Below are 17,876 nucleotides of genomic sequence, written 5' to 3'. Positions count from 1 at the left end.
AACATAGAGAGGGGATTACATCCATGACATTACAGATCGGAATCATTGGAACAGGCTGGTTCAGTAAGGTACACGCGGATATTCTCGCACGGATGGAAGGTGTTCGTGTTGCGAGTGTCTGTGGAACTTCGCTCGAAAAGGCAGAGGCTATGGCCTTCGTTTATGATGCTGTTGGTTACGGGGAACTTGAACATATGCTGGATGGTGAGAAGCTGGATGCGGTGTATATCTGTGTGCCTCCGATGTCTCACGGATCAATTGAGTCCGAATTAATCCGCCGCGGTATTCCATTCCTGGTGGAGAAACCGCTGAGTACTGGAATGGACGTTCCACGTCAGGTGTTGGATCAGGTGCAAAAGAGTGGATTGTTAACCTCTGTAGGATACCATTTCCGTTATCAGGAGGCTGCGCAGGTCCTGCGGCAAGCGATGAAAGAACAGACGGTCGGCATGGCTCTTGGCCGCTGGATGGGCGGAATGCCAGGGGTCGCCTGGTGGCGGCGTCAGGACGGTTCAGGAGGGCAATTCGTAGAGCAGACTACACATATTGTAGACTTGCTTCGGTATTGTGCAGGAGAAGTTACGGAGGTATATGCTGTAGCAGCTCAGCGAAGCATGCATGAGAAGCATGAGCATGTGACCGTAGCCGATGTGGCAAATGTGACGCTTAAGTTGGAAAGTGGAGCGATTGCTAGTATCGCCAATACATGTCTGTTGCCAGACGGAGAGGGTGGCGCAGGACTCCAGTTCTACACGGATGCAGGTGTGTGGGATTGGACGCCAGAACGTTTGCTTCTGCCAAGTGCCGCAAAACATGCGATGGCAGGTCTGGAGATTCCGGTAGGACATAATCCATACGAGCGTGAGAATGAAGCGTTCATTCACGCCCTGCGTACGGGAGACCGTTCACGAATTCTGTCCGATTATGCGGATGCCTGCCGTACACAGGAGATTACGACGGCGGCGTTGGCATCAGCAGATTCCGGTCTGCCTGTACAGCTTCAGCCTTCTAAACATCTCTCTCATTAAAAGGTTGAAGTTAATATAAATACGCCTGAATCAGGGAATGATCCGCAGATCAGCCTGATTCAGGCGTATTTGTGTTGAGTAGAGATTATTGAGCAGCAATTCAACTACTCGGATTTTTGTTGTTTCAACCAGTCAGATGACCAACTGTAGATCTGATCAATGACAGGTTCAATGGCTCTGCCTTTAGGTGTTAATTCATACTCTACACGGGGAGGTATCTCGGGAAACATGTGTCGGGTTACGATACCTTCCGTCTCCATTTCCTTCAATCGCTCCGATAAAAGTCGTCCACTGATCGCCATCTCTGCTTCAAGCTCCGTAAACCGCTTGGGTCCGGACAACAGTTGGTACATGATTAACAGTACCCACTTCTTGCCTATGATGTCTATTGCTTGAGTGATCATACAGGGACTTGGTGATTTTACTTTTTTCAGCTTCAACGTGTTCACCTCGATTCATAATTATTTTCTTCAAAGTTGTATATGAAAGGACATGATTTCTGCCGCTTTAAGAATATAGGACATCCAAGTAAATGAGGGTTACTACAAAATATACTGTAACATACCTTTTGTATGTATTATACATCATACAGCGAAAAATTACTTGAAGAAATTATATTATTATTATATACTAACTTCACAAAAGTAAGTTGGTGATAAATAATACGTATAATATGAACGCGTACTATTCTGAAAATTGAACTGGGCTGAACGCTTGAAAACAGAGTGACCTTTGGGAACTTTCACATAGATTCTTTTTTTACAATGTGCAGCAAAAATAATCATTACATAGTAGGAACATATAATTTGTTACAGGAGGATCTACATATGAACAAGATTTTGGGTTACGTTTTTCTGGTTGTGTTAGCAGGTGTCTTCGTCATGACGGGGTTTAACAAGATTAGTGGGGCAGATATGATGATTCAGACATTCGAAAGTTTCTCTTATCCGACATGGACGATGTATCTGCTGGGCGCTGCGGAGTTGCTTAGTGCTGTAGGACTGCTGATTCCACGGACTCGCATCCTGGCTTCTGGCATACTGACCTTCATTCTGATTGGGGCCGTGGGAAGTCATCTGATCTATGCACAATACGCTGCTGTTCCGTTCCCGGCTGTGTTGTTGGTAGCTAACATTATTGTTTTGGTTGTGGGCATGCGCAGATTGGAAGCGGAAGAAGAAGGCCAGATGGACGCGATTCAGGCGTAAGTTAAAGATAAGAGGGAACGTAATTGGGCTGTTCAACGTGGAAAAGGTATTCCTGTCAAAAGGAATGTAAACGCGGATGCCTATGCAGAAGATGACCACTGCCAGTAAGCGGTGGTCATCTTTTTTTATGTAAGACTTCGCGTGGCACGTGTAACGATTCGCCGCGTATGTTTGGTATCCGACTGCTGAGTCCAAGTGGCACAGACCTGCCGCACCCACTCTGGATTGGTCTTGCTGGCGTCGTTCAGCCAGTTACTTACCGAATCCTGTACATACTTATGGGCATCGGATTTTACTGCGTCAAGCAAGGGAAGGGCCATGGCCGGATTTTCTTTTAACTCCTGAATATGCTTGGCCCAGACGCCACGAGGTCTGATTGATTCTATGGCAAAGCGACGGATCAGTGGATCAGAGTCAACGCTCCATGGGATTAACTGCTGCAAGGCTAAGGATAATTCGGCAGAGATGGACTCCCGTACAGCCATCCAGGCGATTTCTCTTACACCAAAGTGATGATCTGCTGCAAAGGGCCGAATATGCTCCAACTTTTCAGTCAGGTTCAGACCGGAATCCAGCCCAATGATATAAGCCGCCCAGCAGCGAACACTGTCTGAACGATGCTCTGCAATGGAACAAAAGAGATTCGTTTTTTCATTGACTGATGGACGTTTCAACAGATCAAGCCATTGCATGGCTATGGCCGGGATGATTTTCATGATCCGCTGCTCATCCATCTGTGTTAACTGCTCTGTAATTGCTCTGGTTTCGGCATCCATTCCCCATTCATGGGTAACCTTCTGAAAAAGAGAAACATGATCTACAGCCAGCCATTCGGTCAGATTGACCGATTCGATATGTCCTGCTTGTAGCCAATTGCGGATATGCTCAGGAATTTCCGTTGCTTTACGGGCACCTTTGCGAAGAAAAATGTCTTCAGGGATAAATAGATCTGGCTTAGCATCCAACGGTATACTCCTCCTTGGTTGTATAACATCATGAGTTATACAGTACAACTTGCTGGAGAACAGGGATGTAAGGCATCTTACAAGTGGTCAGTGATTTTCCGGAGGTTAGCGATTTCGTCACGATGAAGGGAGACTGATTTGAATCCGGTACGAATACGGCCAGATTTTACCAAGTCTTGCATGACAATCGTAACCGATTCCCGTGTGGCTCCCGCCATCCAGGCAATCTCCTGATGGGTAAGCCCGAGTTGAATCCGGCAGTATTCATCTTCTTCGATCCATCCCATCTGTTCAGCCAGCCGGAAGAGATTATGTAACACCTTTTCATGCAGGTTTCCGAGTGCGAGCGTCTGTGTCAACTCGCTCATTCGTTTGATCCGCTCGCTTAGTACGTTCATCAGTCTCATCATAAATTCTGGATGTTCAATCAGAAACTGTTCAAAACGTTGTTTGTTCATCAGGCAAATATCACACTCCTCCATCGTTTCGATATAAACGGCGCGTGTTCCGAGTGAGATTCCGTTCATTTCTCCAAACACGTTACCTTCCGTCAAAATATCGAGAGTGAACTGCTTGCCCTCCGGATTTAATGTATATAAACGAACCTTTCCCCGTTTTACAAAATAGAAACCTTCTGTAAACGTATCGGGTGTCTGGATCTGTCTGTTTTTAGGTATGGTCGTAATAGAAGTCATCCCATCCATTTCAATCAGGTCTGCCTCGGATAAGGAGGACATGAGGTCGAATTGTGATAAATACAGAATTTTATCCATAGAACTCCTTTCCATTACAATATGAATATAAAAAAAAGAAGAACCCACGAAAAACAACGGGTTCTCTTGCAGCGGGACTTCCTGATCGGAAGGTCTTCTGACTATAAATGATCAAATGCCATTTTGATTATAGTAACTTTTTTAATTGAGAGACGCGTCCTTGGCTGATGCCAAGCTTTTCCGCAATTTGCTGTTGAGCCAAACCGGGATTCTGTTCAACAATTTCTTTCATCTGTTGCAGCATACGTGCCGTCTTTGGCCGGAGGTCCGGGTATTCTTGGTTGTCAGCTGTGGTCCCTTCTTCCCTAGCGGGAGATGAGACTGGGGCGGATTTGGAAGCAGGACGCTCCACGGGTGCAGGAGCCTGTTTGTTCTGAGGTACGAACCAGTTGGGAGAGTCATCCGGGTGTTTTAATTGAATTGCACAAGTCCGGCAGATGAATTGTTCTTTGAAATACATTTCCGTATCTACATCACCGCAAAAAATACATAATGTTGATTTGTACTTTCTTAAAATCAACTCTTTTCCTTCAATGAAAAACTCAAGCGGATCGCCGATATGGATTTCCATCGTATCCCGCATTTCTTTGGGAAGGACAATTCGTCCAAGACGGTCCAGAGATCTCTTCATTCCGGTTCTTTTCATCGCATCTCCCCCGCAATATTCACAATTAAAAACCTGTCCTTATTGTAAGGAAGAAAGGGCTTTAATACAACAATAATATTTCAAAAAAGTGGATAATTCCATCCATTATGGGAAAATAAGTTTAGAAAGCACGGGTGCAACCGCTAAAGTGAACAATGCAGCGAGCACCATGGAGATGCTGGAGATGGTACCGGTCAGGGAACTCAGTTCAAACGCCTTGGATGTCCCTGTGCCATGGGCACCGGTTCCAAACAGTGTGCCTCGTGCAATTTCCCCATCGATGCGCAGCATTTTGACGATGGAAGGGCCCATAATTACTCCGAGCAGACCAGTCATAATAACAAAAACAGCTGTCACTGCGGGTATGCCACCGATAGTGGCGGATACGTTCATGGCAATTGGGGTGGTGATCGATCTTGGGATCAGACTATGAATGAGACCGGAATCCAGGCGCAACCATTTGGCGAGCAGGGCAGAAGAAAGTACGGCAACGACCGAACCGGTCATGACACTGAAGACAATCTCGGAAATATGTTTTTTGAGTACATGGAAAAAGGTATAGAGCGGTACGGCAAAAGCCACCGTGGCCGGTTGAAGAAGCAGACTCAGCCATTTGCCACCACTGCTATACGTGGCATAATCCGTTCCGGTTGCAAGCAATATGCCAACAACAAGAAGCGGTGTAATGAGCAACGGAGACAGATATACTTTAGGCAGATTGCTATACATTCGTTTGGTAACCCAATAGATACCGACGGTTAACAATAGGCAGAGGAATCCAATCATCCGGTGTGACGCTCCTTTCGTTTGGCAATTCGTGTAGCCACCAGGCCTGTGCAGGACATGACCAGGAATGTACTAAGTAGTACGATGAATAAAATTTGCAATCCGTCATGCTCCAGCATGGGCATATAGTTCATAATGCCAACGGCTGACGGGATAAAAAATAACAATAGTTCACCGAGCAGCCAGGCAGCTCCAACTTCAATCCAGCGCAGCTTCACGACACGAGTCTGAAGCAGAATGAATAACACAACCATACCGAGTATTGAACCGGGTACAGGAAGATGGAGAGTACGGGCCAGCAGGTCCATGAGCAGTGAAAAAACCATTAAGAGCGCAACTTGTGCAATACCAAGGCCCCATTTTTTCACTTCAATCCCTCCTTGTATAATCAACGTAATCCTTTGAGTTATTATGAAAATGAATGGAAACGTTACTTGAATCAATTTCATAACTCACTAAAAGTGAATTTATGTAACTAGATATAGACAAATTGAATCGTTTTGATCTATATCTAGCCCTGATTGAAGCAGCCAAAGGTATTATGAAAATGATTCATTTGATATCACAAATTTTACATTGCATTCTTTCATGAGTAAAATGCATATTAAGAATGTTTACTATTCCATTTATCTATGAGAGGTGGGAATCAACCGATGGATATCCGCCATTTGCAATATTTTCTGGAAGTTGCCCGGCAGCAGAGCTTCACAAAAGCCGCCGAAGTTCTGTATATCACCCAGCCTACGATCAGCAAGACGGTCAAGAGTCTTGAAGAGGAATTGGGTATCACTTTACTGGACCGTTATGGGAAGAAAGTTGAACTAACCGATGCAGGTCATGTGTTTTTTCGGCAGGCACTTGAGATTGAAAAATCATTCCGCAGTCTGTCGTCCGAATTGGACGACCTGATGAATTTGAAGAAAGGCCATCTGCGGATCGGCTTGCCGCCAATGGTAGGATCAAGCTTTTTCCCCATGATCATTGGTGAATTTCACAAAGCCTACCCGCAGGTGACCATTCAGCTGTTTGAGGATGGTGCCAAAAAAGTGGAGGCCGATGTGATCAGTGGTGCACTGGATATTGGCGTTGCCGTACTGCCAACCGTGGATGAACTGTTGGATCATTTTGTGTTTGTGAAAGAGAAGCTGAACCTGCTTGTACACCCTTCACATCCACTTGCAGGGAAAGAGTCGGTTGCCCTGCATGAACTGGAAAACGACGCCTTTGTGCTGTTTCGGGAGGATTTTGCATTGCATGACCGGATTATTGTGGCCTGTCAGCATGCTGGGTTCCAGCCCCGTGTGGTATATGAGAGCTCCCAGTGGGATCTGCTCAGCGCGATGGTTGCCGCCAATCTGGGAGTAGCCTTGCTACCGGAGACGATCTGTCGTGAGGTAGACAACATGCGCGTGCGCATTATACCCGTGGTGGAACCGGTGATTCCATGGCAACTCGGCATGATCTGGCGGAAGGACCGCTATCTGTCTTTTGCCACAAGAGAGTGGATCGGATTCACACAGTCGATGCTGGGTGAGTAAGGGAAGCGATCGGAAGGTTATTCTGTCATTGTAGTGCCCAGTGTAAATACTCTTTTGTTGACCCCGGATCGTTGTTACAATGGAAGCATAATCTTGATGGAGGTGTACGAACATGAAACTGCGGGTATCCGCTGTACAATACCAATTGCACACAATCAGCTCGTTTGAGCAGTTCGCCGCTCAGGCTGAGCATTACATACGGACAGCGAGCGAATACGGAACTGAATTTGTGCTGTTCCCTGAATTTTTCACAACGCAATTAATGTCCATTGGGGACAAACAAGGCAATGCTCTGACAATTGAGGATCTGCCAAACTTTACGGAGCAATATGAACAACTGTTCACGTCACTCGCTGCCAAGTACGGCATGCACGTCATCGGGGGAACCCACGTCATTCGCCGTGAAGGGAAGCTGTATAATACAGCCCACATGTTCTACCCGGATGGTCGCATCGCGCGGCAGGACAAGATTCACATTACACCAACCGAAGTCCAGGAATGGAACATGGCTCCCGGAGAGGGACTTGAGGTGTTCGACACGGACAAAGGCCGTATTGCGATGCTGACTTGTTACGATATTGAATTTCCGGAAATTGTACGGATGGCCAAAGCCAAAGGCGCAGACGTAATTTTCTGTCCTTCCTGTACGGACGATCGTCACGGATTCTACCGTGTGCGTTATACGAGTCATGCCCGCGCGGTAGAGAATCAGGTGTATGTTGTGTTAACCGGAACAGTGGGTAACCTGCCGACCGTTGATTTCATGCGTGCCAACTATGGACAGGCTGCAATTATTACGCCGAATGATATTCCGTTCCCGCCACGTGGCATTCTGGCCGAGGGTGAGATTAACAACGATATGATCGTGACCGCCGATCTGGATCTGGACTTGTTGTATGAGGTACGTGAACGTGGATCGGTAACGACCTGGCGTGACCGCCGTACTGATCTGTATACCGATTGGGAGTAGGCAACCTTATAGAGGTTGTTCAAAAAGCCCGCTTTTGATTACGAAGGATGCCTAGTGGCATCATCAGCATCGAATATGGAATTCAGCCGAAATGTCCGTTGCTCACGTAGTCTTCCCTACGCTCCGCTACTCCATTTCTAGCTTCATCCCATCTTCTCGGTACTGAAAACCGACCTTTTTGAACACATAATTAAAACCGAAGCGAAACAGAGTAGGGAATTCATTTTGTCAGTGGAAAGGGGTGAACCGGCAACATGTATACCAAAGAAATGCTGATTACCGACCCGGAGCGAAGTGGCAAAAGGGTAAAAGCAGTCGTTCGCAATTATGTTACTGCCGACTTTGAGGAACTCATTCGCATTCAGGCGGAGAGTTTCCCTCCTCCTTATCCGGAAGAACTGCTCTGGAGTCACGAGCAGCTCACCAGTCATGTACAGCATTACCCGGAGGGTGCCATCTGTATTGAAGTCGATGGAGAGTTGGCCGGATCAATGACCTCGCTACGGATGCAGTGGGACCCTGCACATCCAGCAAGTCATACCTGGGCCCAAGTAACGGATGACGGTTATATTCGTAACCACCAGCCGGATGGCAACACGCTGTATATTGTTGATCTCTGTGTTCGTCCAAAGTACCGCAAATGGGGACTGGCTCAGCTTATGATGCAGGCGATGTACCACCTTGTCATCGCTCAGGGGATGGATCGGTTACTGGGTGCTGGTAGAATGCCCGGTTATCATTTGGTTGCAGACCAACTGTCTGCGCAGGAATATCTGAACCAGGTGGCAGCGGGAGAAAGACGTGATCCGGTGATATCGTTCCTGCTTCGTTGTGGGCGCATGCCAGTTGGTGTGACAGCGGACTATCTGGACGATGAGGAATCCTGCAATTATGCAGCCCTGATGGAGTGGCGGAATCCGTTCAGATAAAGAAATGTTAAACGAAATACATCATCAATCGAGGGGGTATTTATTCATGGAATTCACGCGTATTACATCCATTAAAGATCCATTGTTTGCCCAAATGCACAAGTTGATGCAGGAGATTTTCCCGCGGGAAGAAGTGCTTGACTTCCCCCTGTGGGAAGAACCGCTGGAAGATCCGGGTATTCGGGTGTTCGTGGCTGTGCATGAGGGACAGGTTGTTGGAGCGACAGAGTACCGTTATTACGAGGATTGGAACGTAGCCATGACGGACTTCACGATTATTGGGCGTGAAGGTCTGGGGATCGGCAGTTTCCTGGCGAATCACCGCAAGCGTGATCTGCAAAAGCTGGCTGCAGCAAACGGGAAAGAATTGTTCGGTATGTTTGCCGAAATCTATAACCCTTATCTGAGTCAGGATCATGAGTTTGGCGGCATCAAGCCGATGGACCCGTATGTGCGTCGCGAAGTGCTGTCCCATCTGGGATATCAGCGTCTGGACTTCCCGTATGTTCATCCATCCTGGCAAGGTGACGGTGAAGCAGTTGGCGGATTGGATCTGTGTTTCATGCCAGGCGATGAGTCGCTTGATGAACTGCCAGCCAGTCTGGTGGCTGATTTCCTGAATCGATATTATGCTGTGCTTCCTAACAAACCGCAGGAATGGCTTGCCATGGTAGAGCAATTGACTGCTCGCAAGTCGGTTGCGCTACTGCCGTTGTAAACTGGACGGGATAGAACATTAAATCATAGTGGCGTTGCAAGTACCTTGAAGAATGATGACAGATGCAAAAAGCCCGTAGAACAGGCCATTATTGGACCTGCTTTCTACGGGTTTTTTCTATTTAGTTCGAGGTTGAGATTGAGCCAATGTAAGTTGGTTTTAAAATATTTTCTTTAAGAAGTGGTGAATGAGCTCATGGATCTCTGTCACATGTGTTTCGAGAGCAAAATGCCCAGTATCAAGTAAATGCACTTCTGCAGATGGGATATCACGCTTATAAGCTAAAGCTCCAGCAGGAAGAAAAGCAGGATCATTTTTACCCCATACAGCTAGAAGAGGAGGTTGATAATTGCGGAAATAAGCCTGAAATTCAGGATAAAGATCCACGTTTGTTCTATAATCGAGGATTAAATCCAGTTGGATTTCTTCAGCTTCCGGGCGTGACATGTAGGCAATATCCAGTGAATATCCGTCTGGTGAAACAAGGCTAGCATCAGTTCCATGAAGATACTGAAAGTTACGGATAGTTTCGGGGGTTAAGGAATCACGACATGCTTCACGATTTTCAGGTGTTGGAGAGTGCCAATACATCTCCCAAGGTCCCCATGCGTCACTAAACCCTTCGACATATGCGTTGCCATTCTGACTAATAATGGCTTGAACTTGTTCCGGGTGAGCCACTGCCAAGCGATAACCGACAGGTGCCCCATAATCAAACACATACATTACATATTTCTTAAGAGCTAATGCTTCAGTGAAACCTTCAATAACTCGAAACAGGCTGTCAAATGTGAAGTCAAACTGACTACGGGGTGGAGTTGTTGTACGACCAAACCCAGCAAGATCAGGGGCAATGACACGGTATTGTTCTGCCAGTTTGGGAATAAGGTCGCGAAACATATGACTAGAGGATGGAAACCCGTGTAATAGTAAAATAACTTGGCCATCCTTAGGCCCGGCTTCACGATAAAAAACTTCGACATCTCCAACTTTCTGGTGCTGATAACTAATCTTCATTTTTTACATCTCCTTCTGGATTCATTAAGAAGTCCAATATTATTTCTCTTACTTACTTGTAGAACTGGTGATGACGTGTTTTTATTGTATAATTAAACTATTCATTTGAATAACGAATAGATTGAATACTAGCTATTTCAAATCAAAATACAAAAGGGTGAAAGATATGATAAATTCCTTAGAGGGTCGTTATTTTCAGGCATTTATTGCTTTGCTTGAAGAGAAGAGTTTCAGCCGAGCTGGGGAGCGCTTAGGTTATGTCCAGTCCACAGTAACAACTCATATTCAACAGCTGGAGAAGATCTGCGGACAGAAGTTGTTTCATCGATTTCCACGAGGGGTGGAACCTACGGAAGCCGGAAAAGTATTTTCCAAATATGCTTATCAGTATGTCCACTTAAGTGAATCCCTTAAAGAAAGTATGAATGATATGAATCAGCCGTGCGGAACAATAAATATTAGACTACAGGAATCCTTTTTTCTTACACGCATGCTTCCATTTGTACAGGAATATACGAGAAACTTTCCAAGCGTAAATTTACGTGTTAAACAAGGGGCGCATCAAGATATTCTAAAAAGTGTGCTGGATTATGCCCTGGATTTTGGCATTGTTCCTCAAAACCCTGAGCGACATGACATTCTCTTTTATCCGATTATGGAAGAGACTATTGTTTTTGTTGCATCTGAGGATTTGGTTCGGAAAGTGGAAAGTGTAGGGGCGCAGATTCTAAATGACGAGGTGTTTATCAGTAACGGCACATCTTGTTTGTATCATACGACTGCTGTAGATGTTCTAAAGAATGAAGGGATTGTGGTTAAGGATGCGTTAGAGCTTTCAAGTCTTGAGATGATCAAGGAACTTGTATGCTGTGGAAAAGGTTTTGCCTTGGTCCCTAAAATAGCGATCAAAAACGAACTAAAGATGGGTAGATTAAAAATTCTTCCTTTTACTTCTAAAATAAGCTTTACGCATGGTCTGATTGTTCATAAAAATCGAGAGCGTAGTTTTACTGCTGAAAGTTTCCAATCGGAACTACTGAAATATTTTAAAGAATATTGATTCATCAGCTCTTGTAGCCTTCTGAAATGGAAAAGGGTTGAATACCGATTGTGTGTAATTCAAATAACGCACATGTTCATCCTTGCAGGATTGATCATGTACGTTATAGATGTGTAATCTTGAAGAAACTTCAGTATTTGGTGATTCACTATGAAGCTCTTTTTAGAATATTAGAAAAATAAAATCAGTTCGCGTCCTTTCGATCCGGTAGTTGGCTCAAATAACTGTTGGACAAGTGTGCAAGATCCAATGCTCGATCATATTGTTCCTTCGTTATAAACCGTGAAGAAGACTGCCAATTGGGTGTGGCTATAGCTGGAGATTCCTCATCTCCCGAAATCTTCGATATCTCTTCTGAAGGAACACCCGTCTGCTGTTGCTCGGCATCTTGTCTGCCCGCATCAGCTAGGGAATAATGTGTTCCGTCCCCGTATCCTTTCGCCGGAATGAAGAGAGAAGCATCGTTTAGCACCGACCCGGAGGGAAGGTAATAACGTTCGGGTAGCAGATTTCCACCTTCGTGTAACAAATCCTGTCCGAAGTGTAATTGGTCCTTCAGCGATACACCGGTGAGTCCCGCAATCGTTGGCAGAATGTCCACCTGGCCTCCGATCTGTTCCAGTTGTACACCGGGGGTAACGCCCGGGGCCGAGATAATGAGTGGAATATTAATCATATCTGCTGATGTGTATTCCCGACCATACAATTCTTTCATAAGGACTTTGTCATCCCGATCCAGTGAGTAAATGGGAAGTCCCAGGTGATCCCCGTACAAGACAAACAAGCTATTTTCCCATAATCCCCGTTCTTTCAATCCAGCAATCAACTGTCCAACCGCCTGATCCGCATAATGCTGTGATATCAAATAATCACCGGGCAATGTATCCTTGTAACGCTCTGGCAGCGTCAGCTTCACCTTGTTTTTAGGCAAAGTGTACGGGTGGTGGGCTGACATGGAGATGATATGGGCATAGAAGGGATCGCCCGAAGACTGCATGGATTCCAGCTTATCCAGTGTTTTGGAATACAGTACTTCATCCGAGGCCGAAAAGGCGATAGAGTCCTGTGTGCCGAAATAATTAATATCATAATACTGGTCGAATCCAAGTGCCTTGTATAACTGATCCCGATTCCAGAAACGAACATCATTTGTATGGAATGTGGCTGTCTGATATCCGTTTGCTGACATCAACTTGGGTAGACTCGGCAGAGCTTTATCCGCATATACAGTTGTTGCTGCCCCGTTCGGCGGGGTGTAGAACGATGTGTTCACAACAAATTCTGCATCCGATGTATTTCCCTGTCCCACTTGCTGATAAAAGTTCGGAAAATGCAGGCTCTGTCTAGCCAATTGATTCAGATTAGGCGTAATTTCCTGTCCATCTACCTCTAATCCAATCAGAAAGTTCTGGAACGATTCCAACTGGAGCATAATCACGTTGCGTCCGCTCGCGGCACCCATCTCCACAATCGCAGGAAGTTCGGTCGTTTGTTTCAGTTGGTCGATGTCAGTCTGATCAATGTGAGCGATGGGCACAGGTTTATCAGGTCGATCCAGGATGGTATACGCCTCGTAACCGAGGATGCCCATCTGTTCTGCTTGTGTAAGCTCACTCATGCTGGCCCGATTGGGATAGATGTTAAGCATGCACAGGATCATGGACAAGGTCAGAATGACCGAGGCAACCCTTCTTCTGGCACGTCGTTCAAGCGGAATGCGGTTCGGACGTTCTGTACTCCCGAGCTTGATCCGACGACGAATGAGTATCCCCCCGATAATCAGAACGTCTGCAAAAATAAACAAATAATAGGGGTCAAGCAAAGAAAACATGCTGCTCTTGACCGAGGTCACCTGATTCACCTGTGCCAGCGCGTGATAGTTAACGATTACACCATAATATTTGTAGTACATGATGGCAGCAAAGAAAATCCCTGAGAGCAGCAAATTCATGGCAAGGTATATCCACATTCGCCGATTGGCAGCAAACCACTCAATTAGACAGAAGCCGATCCAGATGAGCGGCAATTCGGTCAGCAGTGGTTTCCAGACAGGGATGTCATCAAAGATAACAATCCAGGCCAGTGAACTTTTGATCATCATGATAATGGTAAAGAATATAAACGGTCCGCTTAGAAATCGGGTGAGTGAACTGCGTGACAAGGTACCGCCTTCCCTTCCGAAGTTTCATTTAACAAGTATTATCCTTTCTCAGCATGGCTGTGTCAAAAATGAGAGCCTTTTACAATTGACGGCAAAAAACCTCTTCCATGCAGGAAGAGGTTTGAAAAAAACATGGGCTACTGCGATAAAAGCCAGATGCGACCCAATTTCGTTATTCTATAGTGTACGTTGTGACGTAAGAAGGTCTGGGGAACATGGTAGGCTTCTGTGCGGTCAGCCCTTCGCTAGTACTGCGGTTACGGTGAGCGTGACTATAAGCTTGGGATTCCTGCCAGCCTTTGAAATGTTCCTCCGACTGCCAGAGTGTAAGTACGACATATGTGTCATCCTTCAGAGGACGAAGCACACGAATACCAACAAAGCCAGGCTCGTCTTCTACCTTGCGGGCACGGTTCTTAAACCGTTCTTCGAAATCGTTACGACCATCCTCTGTGACAGGGATATTGTTGAGAACAGCGTAACCACCGCCAGTCCAGGAGCCTGCGGCATCAAAAGCTTCATATGCGGCTACTTTATCATCAGACTCAATATTCATCAGGCGTTCTGCGGATTCAATAGCCAGACGCACGTGCTCTTCGCTTCGCAAAGTCAGATGCGGGTATGCAGCAAGTGCATCCGGAATCGGTGAAGGAACCAAATAGATATACATAGAAGCTGCCTCCTTATTAAGTACATTCTATTTCAAGATAGCATATGGGATTGTGCGAGTCCAATCGGTTCACATGTATCGGACAGGTGGACTAATTCCGAGCTGAGTAGTATAGGTTTGCCGCAATAGAAGATAAACAATGAATGACAAACACTGCAGTAATAATGAAAAAGGAAAGCGATATCCCGTCTAGCATAACTACGAGGATCCAAGCCAGAGCAAGACTGATAGTGGTCGCATTCCAGGAGAAGGCTTTTGCTCTCGTGATACAATAGAGGTACCGCTCATCCAGTCCGTTTTGCTTTTTTGCAATCAACCTTGTGAAAAAAATAATGAGTATTGCAAATAACAAACCAGCTACAATTCCACCGATCCCGATCATCCGATTCAGTAATTCAGAACTCAATATTCTCATCTCCTTCAAAAATAAATAATTCCTCGATCTGACAGCCAAATAATTGGGCAAGCTTGTGAGCAAGCACAAGAGAAGGTTTGTACTTTCCGGATTCCAACGATATGATGGTCTGCCTGGAGACCTTTAGCCGTTGAGACAGTTCTTCCTGTGTGATGTGCATATGTATTCGTTTGTCTCTGATTAGATTTTGCAAGTATATCCTCCCATAAGTAAAGTTCGCTTTACGTAAAGTTAACTTTACTTATGCGACGATGGATTGTCAATCTCTCTTTATAATATTTTCCACTTCTTCGAGGTGATGCTGTGTCCAAAAGCATATTTCATGATAAAGTATAATCACTACAAACAGAACGGGTGATCGTATGACAACAACAATTCGGATATCGGTTAGACCTTTGGTGGAGTATGTGTACCGCAGCGGCAGCATACGTCCAGGGTTCCGGACCAATGCCTCGATGCAGGAGGGAACTCGAATTCATCAGCGGGTACAGAAGGAGTACACCGAAGAGGATCTGAAAGAGATTGTGCTCGAAGCTGAGATTCAACATGGGGATCTGACCTATGTGGTGGAGGGACGATGTGATGGCCTGATCCGGTTGGAGGGTCAGTTGACGGTGGATGAGATCAAATCAACTGCGGGCAATCTGGATGATCTGGGTGAGGGGCTTCCCGTGCATTGGGCGCAGGCCATGATGTATGCCTACATGTACGCCGTTCAGCAAGATGAACCACGCATGCAAGTGCAGCTGACGTACGTGCATTCGGTAACTCATGAAGAAAGACGATTCCGCCGAATGGCAGAACGAGAGGAACTGGAGCAGTTTGCGGCAGAAGTAATTGCCGGTTATGCGCCATATGCAGAGATGATCGCTGCATATGAAGAAAAGCGTGATATCAGTGTGAAAGAGCTGCCGTTTCCTTTTCGCAAATACCGGGAGGGACAGCGGAAGCTGGCAGGAGCCGTGTACAAGACCATTCGTGAAGGCCAGGGATTGATGGCCAAAGCACCAACAGGCATTGGTAAAACGATGTCCGTGCTGTTTCCCACGGTCAAAGCGATTGGTGAAGGCGAAGCAAGCCGATTGTTCTATCTGACCGCGAGGACAACGACACGGGTGGCGGCAGAAGAAGCTTTTGCCCGGATGCAATCGGAAGGATTGAAGATGCATGTGATCAGTCTGACCGCGAAGGACAAGATTTGTTTTAAAGAAGAGGAAGCTTGTGATACGGGGCAATGCGGCATGTGTGAAGGATATTATGACCGTATTAACGGGGCCGTGCTGGACATGCTGGAACATGAGACGTTGATGACACGTCCGGTCATCGAGCAGTATGCGCGCAAACATCGGGTGTGCCCGTTTGAGTTTTCACTGGATGCAGCGTATGCAGCCGATGCGGTGATCTGCGATTATAACTATATTTTCGATCCGCGTATCTCTCTGAAAAGAATGTTGGAGGAGCAGAAACGCAAGACGGTGTTACTGGTGGACGAGGCTCATAATCTGGTCGATCGTGGCCGAATGATGTTTTCCGCTGAGCTGGAGAAGGCAGTATTTCTGGATGTGAAAAGAGAGTTCCAGTCGCTGGACAGCAGTGTGCCTGCTGCCAAAGCCATTGTTGACTACACCGGGGCCATTGATAAGTATCTGATTACCCTTCGGAAAAACGGTGGAGAAGAAGGAAAGATCATCCAGCAGGAAGCACCGGAGGAACTGATTGAACGGCTGGAGCCTTTTGTCATGGTCGCGGAGCAATGCCTTGTTGAAGGTGGCTCGGGGAATGCCGAGACGGATCAGCTGCTGTTGGATGCCTACTTCACGGCACAGAATTTCCTGCGTATTGCCAAGCTGTATGATGAACGTTTTATTACGTATGCAGAGTGTGTTCGAAGTGAAGTGAGAGTAAAGTTATTTTGTCTCGATCCTTCGGTACTGCTTCGTCAGACGGCCAAAGGATTCCGCTCGCTCATTCATTTCTCAGCTACATTGTCACCCCTTCGCTATTTTCGGGATATGCTGGGTGCAGAGGAAGAGGATTATACATTGCAGATTCCATCGCCATTTCAGCGTGAACAACTGGATGTAAGGCTTCTGCCCTTATCTGTGCGATATAAGGACCGGGAGCAATCCCGGCGCCCCATTGCAGAGATGCTGCAACAGCTGGTAAGTGAATGGCCGCGCAGCAATCTGATGGTCTTCTTCCCTTCCTACCCTTATATGCGCGAGATATATGAGACCTATGCACAGCTTCCAAGTGAAGCGGATACTGTTATACAAAAGCAAGGCATGAACGAACTGGAACGGGAGCAGTTTTTGGATGGTTTCCAACCCAATCCTGAACGAACACGATTGGTATTTGCCGTCATGGGTGGCGTATTCTCGGAGGGTGTCGATCTGCCGGGAGACCGTTTGAATGGCGTCGTTGTGGTAGGTGCGGGGCTGCCGCAGATTGGTCTGGAGAACAATGTGCTTCGTGATTATTATGACCGTACAGGCCGCAACGGGTTCAATTATGCCTATATTTTCCCCGGTATGAATAAGGTGCTGCAGGCGGGTGGACGGCTGATTCGGACGGAGGAAGACAGGGGTGTGTTGGTGCTGGTCGACGATCGGTTTATCCAGGAACCTTATCGTTCCCTGCTGCCAGAGGAGTGGCGGGACTATAAACGAATTTGATGAAAGAACTATGAATGAAATGATGCATGTATATAAGTTGAACTAATCATTTACACGATAACGGAGAGGACAGAAAAAACCTGAAAAAGCGAAGCGTTCGCCTAAAAGCTTTCTGAAAGAAAGCTACATCGGAAGCATACGCTATCCTCGGATTTTCCCCTTCGAAAAAAGGGAATCAAAAAATCTGGGGATAACAGCGATTGGAAGGTTATTCTGTCATTGTAGTGTCAGTGTAAATAATCTTTGTTCAGCTTATACAGCATATATTTTTCGATTTTCTTTCCTTTATATGATTGAAGGGTAGGGTGAAAGGGTTA

Annotated in this window: 19 protein-coding genes; 8 read left to right on the top strand and 11 right to left on the bottom strand. The window is 46.2% G+C overall.

Annotation, left to right across the window (positions count from 1 at the left end; genetic code table 11):
* Positions 1–23 precede the first annotated feature (23 nt).
* Positions 24–1,028 (top strand): Gfo/Idh/MocA family protein, encoded by a 1,005-nt coding sequence (locus tag C170_RS19030; protein ID WP_036612979.1) that lies wholly within the window; start codon positions 24–26, stop codon positions 1,026–1,028.
* 104 nt (positions 1,029–1,132) lie between these two features.
* On the opposite strand, the gene C170_RS19025 is transcribed toward C170_RS19030, so the two are convergent.
* Positions 1,133–1,432: a winged helix-turn-helix transcriptional regulator gene (locus C170_RS19025; RefSeq protein WP_026081419.1), complete on the bottom strand. Its 300-nt coding sequence runs from the start codon at positions 1,430–1,432 to the stop codon at positions 1,133–1,135.
* Between the two features lie 423 nt (positions 1,433–1,855).
* On the opposite strand from C170_RS19025, the gene C170_RS19020 reads away from it, so the two are divergent.
* The gene (locus C170_RS19020; RefSeq protein ID WP_051447288.1) at positions 1,856–2,236 is read left to right on the top strand and encodes a DoxX family protein; all 381 of its coding nucleotides are present in this window, start codon (positions 1,856–1,858) and stop codon (positions 2,234–2,236) included.
* A 125-nt stretch (positions 2,237–2,361) separates the two neighbouring features.
* Here the strand turns inward: C170_RS19020 and C170_RS19015 are convergent, their stop codons facing one another.
* The 5 genes from C170_RS19015 to C170_RS18995 all read right to left on the bottom strand — a co-directional run bounded on the left by C170_RS19015 (position 2,362) and on the right by C170_RS18995 (position 5,774).
* A complete protein-coding gene (locus C170_RS19015) occupies positions 2,362–3,201 on the bottom strand; it encodes a DNA alkylation repair protein (RefSeq protein WP_081745984.1) in 840 nt (279 codons plus the stop codon).
* A 77-nt stretch (positions 3,202–3,278) separates the two neighbouring features.
* On the bottom strand, positions 3,279–3,974 hold the full coding sequence (locus C170_RS19010) for a Crp/Fnr family transcriptional regulator (protein WP_036612977.1): 696 nt from the start codon (positions 3,972–3,974) through the stop codon (positions 3,279–3,281).
* 127 nt (positions 3,975–4,101) lie between these two features.
* Complete coding sequence (locus C170_RS19005) at positions 4,102–4,620, bottom strand: AbrB/MazE/SpoVT family DNA-binding domain-containing protein (protein WP_036612972.1); 519 nt, start codon at positions 4,618–4,620, stop codon at positions 4,102–4,104.
* 105 nt (positions 4,621–4,725) lie between these two features.
* Entirely contained in the window at positions 4,726–5,406 is a 681-nt protein-coding gene (locus tag C170_RS19000) for a CidB/LrgB family autolysis modulator (RefSeq protein ID WP_036612968.1), read from the bottom strand.
* A complete protein-coding gene (locus C170_RS18995) occupies positions 5,403–5,774 on the bottom strand; it encodes a CidA/LrgA family protein (RefSeq protein WP_017691758.1) in 372 nt (123 codons plus the stop codon). Before C170_RS18995 ends, C170_RS19000 begins: the two co-directional genes overlap by 4 nt.
* Before the next feature lie 285 nt (positions 5,775–6,059).
* Here C170_RS18995 and cidR point away from each other — a divergent pair, with 285 nt between their 5' ends.
* From cidR to C170_RS18975, 4 genes are all read left to right on the top strand, one after another.
* Positions 6,060–6,944 (top strand): cidABC operon transcriptional activator CidR, encoded by an 885-nt coding sequence (cidR, locus tag C170_RS18990; RefSeq protein ID WP_036612948.1) that lies wholly within the window; start codon positions 6,060–6,062, stop codon positions 6,942–6,944.
* A 112-nt stretch (positions 6,945–7,056) separates the two neighbouring features.
* On the top strand, positions 7,057–7,914 hold the full coding sequence (locus C170_RS18985) for a carbon-nitrogen hydrolase family protein (protein WP_036612939.1): 858 nt from the start codon (positions 7,057–7,059) through the stop codon (positions 7,912–7,914).
* A gap of 254 nt (positions 7,915–8,168) precedes the next feature.
* Positions 8,169–8,843: a GNAT family N-acetyltransferase gene (locus tag C170_RS18980; protein WP_036612936.1), complete on the top strand. Its 675-nt coding sequence runs from the start codon at positions 8,169–8,171 to the stop codon at positions 8,841–8,843.
* A gap of 46 nt (positions 8,844–8,889) precedes the next feature.
* Positions 8,890–9,561: a hypothetical protein gene (locus C170_RS18975; RefSeq protein ID WP_036612933.1), complete on the top strand. Its 672-nt coding sequence runs from the start codon at positions 8,890–8,892 to the stop codon at positions 9,559–9,561.
* 159 nt (positions 9,562–9,720) lie between these two features.
* Here the strand turns inward: C170_RS18975 and C170_RS18970 are convergent, their stop codons facing one another.
* Positions 9,721–10,578, bottom strand: coding sequence for an alpha/beta fold hydrolase (locus C170_RS18970; protein ID WP_036612931.1), 858 nt, complete (start codon positions 10,576–10,578; stop codon positions 9,721–9,723).
* A 166-nt stretch (positions 10,579–10,744) separates the two neighbouring features.
* Here C170_RS18970 and C170_RS18965 point away from each other — a divergent pair, with 166 nt between their 5' ends.
* The gene (locus tag C170_RS18965; RefSeq protein WP_036612930.1) at positions 10,745–11,638 is read left to right on the top strand and encodes a LysR family transcriptional regulator; all 894 of its coding nucleotides are present in this window, start codon (positions 10,745–10,747) and stop codon (positions 11,636–11,638) included.
* A 184-nt stretch (positions 11,639–11,822) separates the two neighbouring features.
* On the opposite strand, the gene C170_RS18960 is transcribed toward C170_RS18965, so the two are convergent.
* The 4 genes from C170_RS18960 to C170_RS18945 all read right to left on the bottom strand — a co-directional run bounded on the left by C170_RS18960 (position 11,823) and on the right by C170_RS18945 (position 15,077).
* Positions 11,823–13,799: an LTA synthase family protein gene (locus C170_RS18960; RefSeq protein ID WP_036612929.1), complete on the bottom strand. Its 1,977-nt coding sequence runs from the start codon at positions 13,797–13,799 to the stop codon at positions 11,823–11,825.
* A 172-nt stretch (positions 13,800–13,971) separates the two neighbouring features.
* Entirely contained in the window at positions 13,972–14,469 is a 498-nt protein-coding gene (locus tag C170_RS31580; protein WP_036612926.1) for an antibiotic biosynthesis monooxygenase family protein, read from the bottom strand.
* A 91-nt stretch (positions 14,470–14,560) separates the two neighbouring features.
* A complete protein-coding gene (locus C170_RS18950; protein ID WP_051447287.1) occupies positions 14,561–14,875 on the bottom strand; it encodes a hypothetical protein in 315 nt (104 codons plus the stop codon).
* On the bottom strand, positions 14,865–15,077 hold the full coding sequence (locus C170_RS18945) for a helix-turn-helix transcriptional regulator (protein ID WP_036612923.1): 213 nt from the start codon (positions 15,075–15,077) through the stop codon (positions 14,865–14,867). The genes C170_RS18950 and C170_RS18945 overlap by 11 nt, the downstream gene beginning before the upstream one ends.
* Before the next feature lie 169 nt (positions 15,078–15,246).
* On the opposite strand from C170_RS18945, the gene C170_RS18940 reads away from it, so the two are divergent.
* A complete protein-coding gene (locus tag C170_RS18940; protein ID WP_036612921.1) occupies positions 15,247–17,559 on the top strand; it encodes an ATP-dependent DNA helicase in 2,313 nt (770 codons plus the stop codon).
* Positions 17,560–17,876 lie beyond the last annotated feature (317 nt).

The sequence above is a fragment of the Paenibacillus sp. FSL H7-689 genome (assembly GCF_000517905.1).
In the GTDB taxonomy this organism is placed as follows: Bacteria; Bacillota; Bacilli; order Paenibacillales; family Paenibacillaceae; genus Paenibacillus; species Paenibacillus amylolyticus.
This window is presented reverse-complemented; position numbering and strand designations above follow the sequence as displayed.

Excerpts from the sequence above, each read along its gene's own strand:
- C170_RS19030 (WP_036612979.1), top strand. The coding sequence starts at position 24 with ATGACATTACAGATCGGAATCATTGGAACAGGCTGGTTCAGTAAGGTA.
- C170_RS19025 (WP_026081419.1), bottom strand. The coding sequence starts at position 1,432 with ATGATCACTCAAGCAATAGACATCATAGGCAAGAAGTGGGTACTGTTA.
- C170_RS19020 (WP_051447288.1), top strand. The coding sequence starts at position 1,856 with ATGAACAAGATTTTGGGTTACGTTTTTCTGGTTGTGTTAGCAGGTGTC.
- C170_RS19010 (WP_036612977.1), bottom strand. The coding sequence starts at position 3,974 with ATGGATAAAATTCTGTATTTATCACAATTCGACCTCATGTCCTCCTTA.
- C170_RS19005 (WP_036612972.1), bottom strand. The coding sequence starts at position 4,620 with ATGAAAAGAACCGGAATGAAGAGATCTCTGGACCGTCTTGGACGAATT.
- C170_RS19000 (WP_036612968.1), bottom strand. The coding sequence starts at position 5,406 with ATGATTGGATTCCTCTGCCTATTGTTAACCGTCGGTATCTATTGGGTT.
- cidR (WP_036612948.1), top strand. The coding sequence starts at position 6,060 with ATGGATATCCGCCATTTGCAATATTTTCTGGAAGTTGCCCGGCAGCAG.
- C170_RS18985 (WP_036612939.1), top strand. The coding sequence starts at position 7,057 with ATGAAACTGCGGGTATCCGCTGTACAATACCAATTGCACACAATCAGC.
- C170_RS18980 (WP_036612936.1), top strand. The coding sequence starts at position 8,169 with ATGTATACCAAAGAAATGCTGATTACCGACCCGGAGCGAAGTGGCAAA.
- C170_RS18975 (WP_036612933.1), top strand. The coding sequence starts at position 8,890 with ATGGAATTCACGCGTATTACATCCATTAAAGATCCATTGTTTGCCCAA.
- C170_RS18970 (WP_036612931.1), bottom strand. The coding sequence starts at position 10,578 with ATGAAGATTAGTTATCAGCACCAGAAAGTTGGAGATGTCGAAGTTTTT.
- C170_RS18965 (WP_036612930.1), top strand. The coding sequence starts at position 10,745 with ATGATAAATTCCTTAGAGGGTCGTTATTTTCAGGCATTTATTGCTTTG.
- C170_RS31580 (WP_036612926.1), bottom strand. The coding sequence starts at position 14,469 with ATGTATATCTATTTGGTTCCTTCACCGATTCCGGATGCACTTGCTGCA.
- C170_RS18940 (WP_036612921.1), top strand. The coding sequence starts at position 15,247 with ATGACAACAACAATTCGGATATCGGTTAGACCTTTGGTGGAGTATGTG.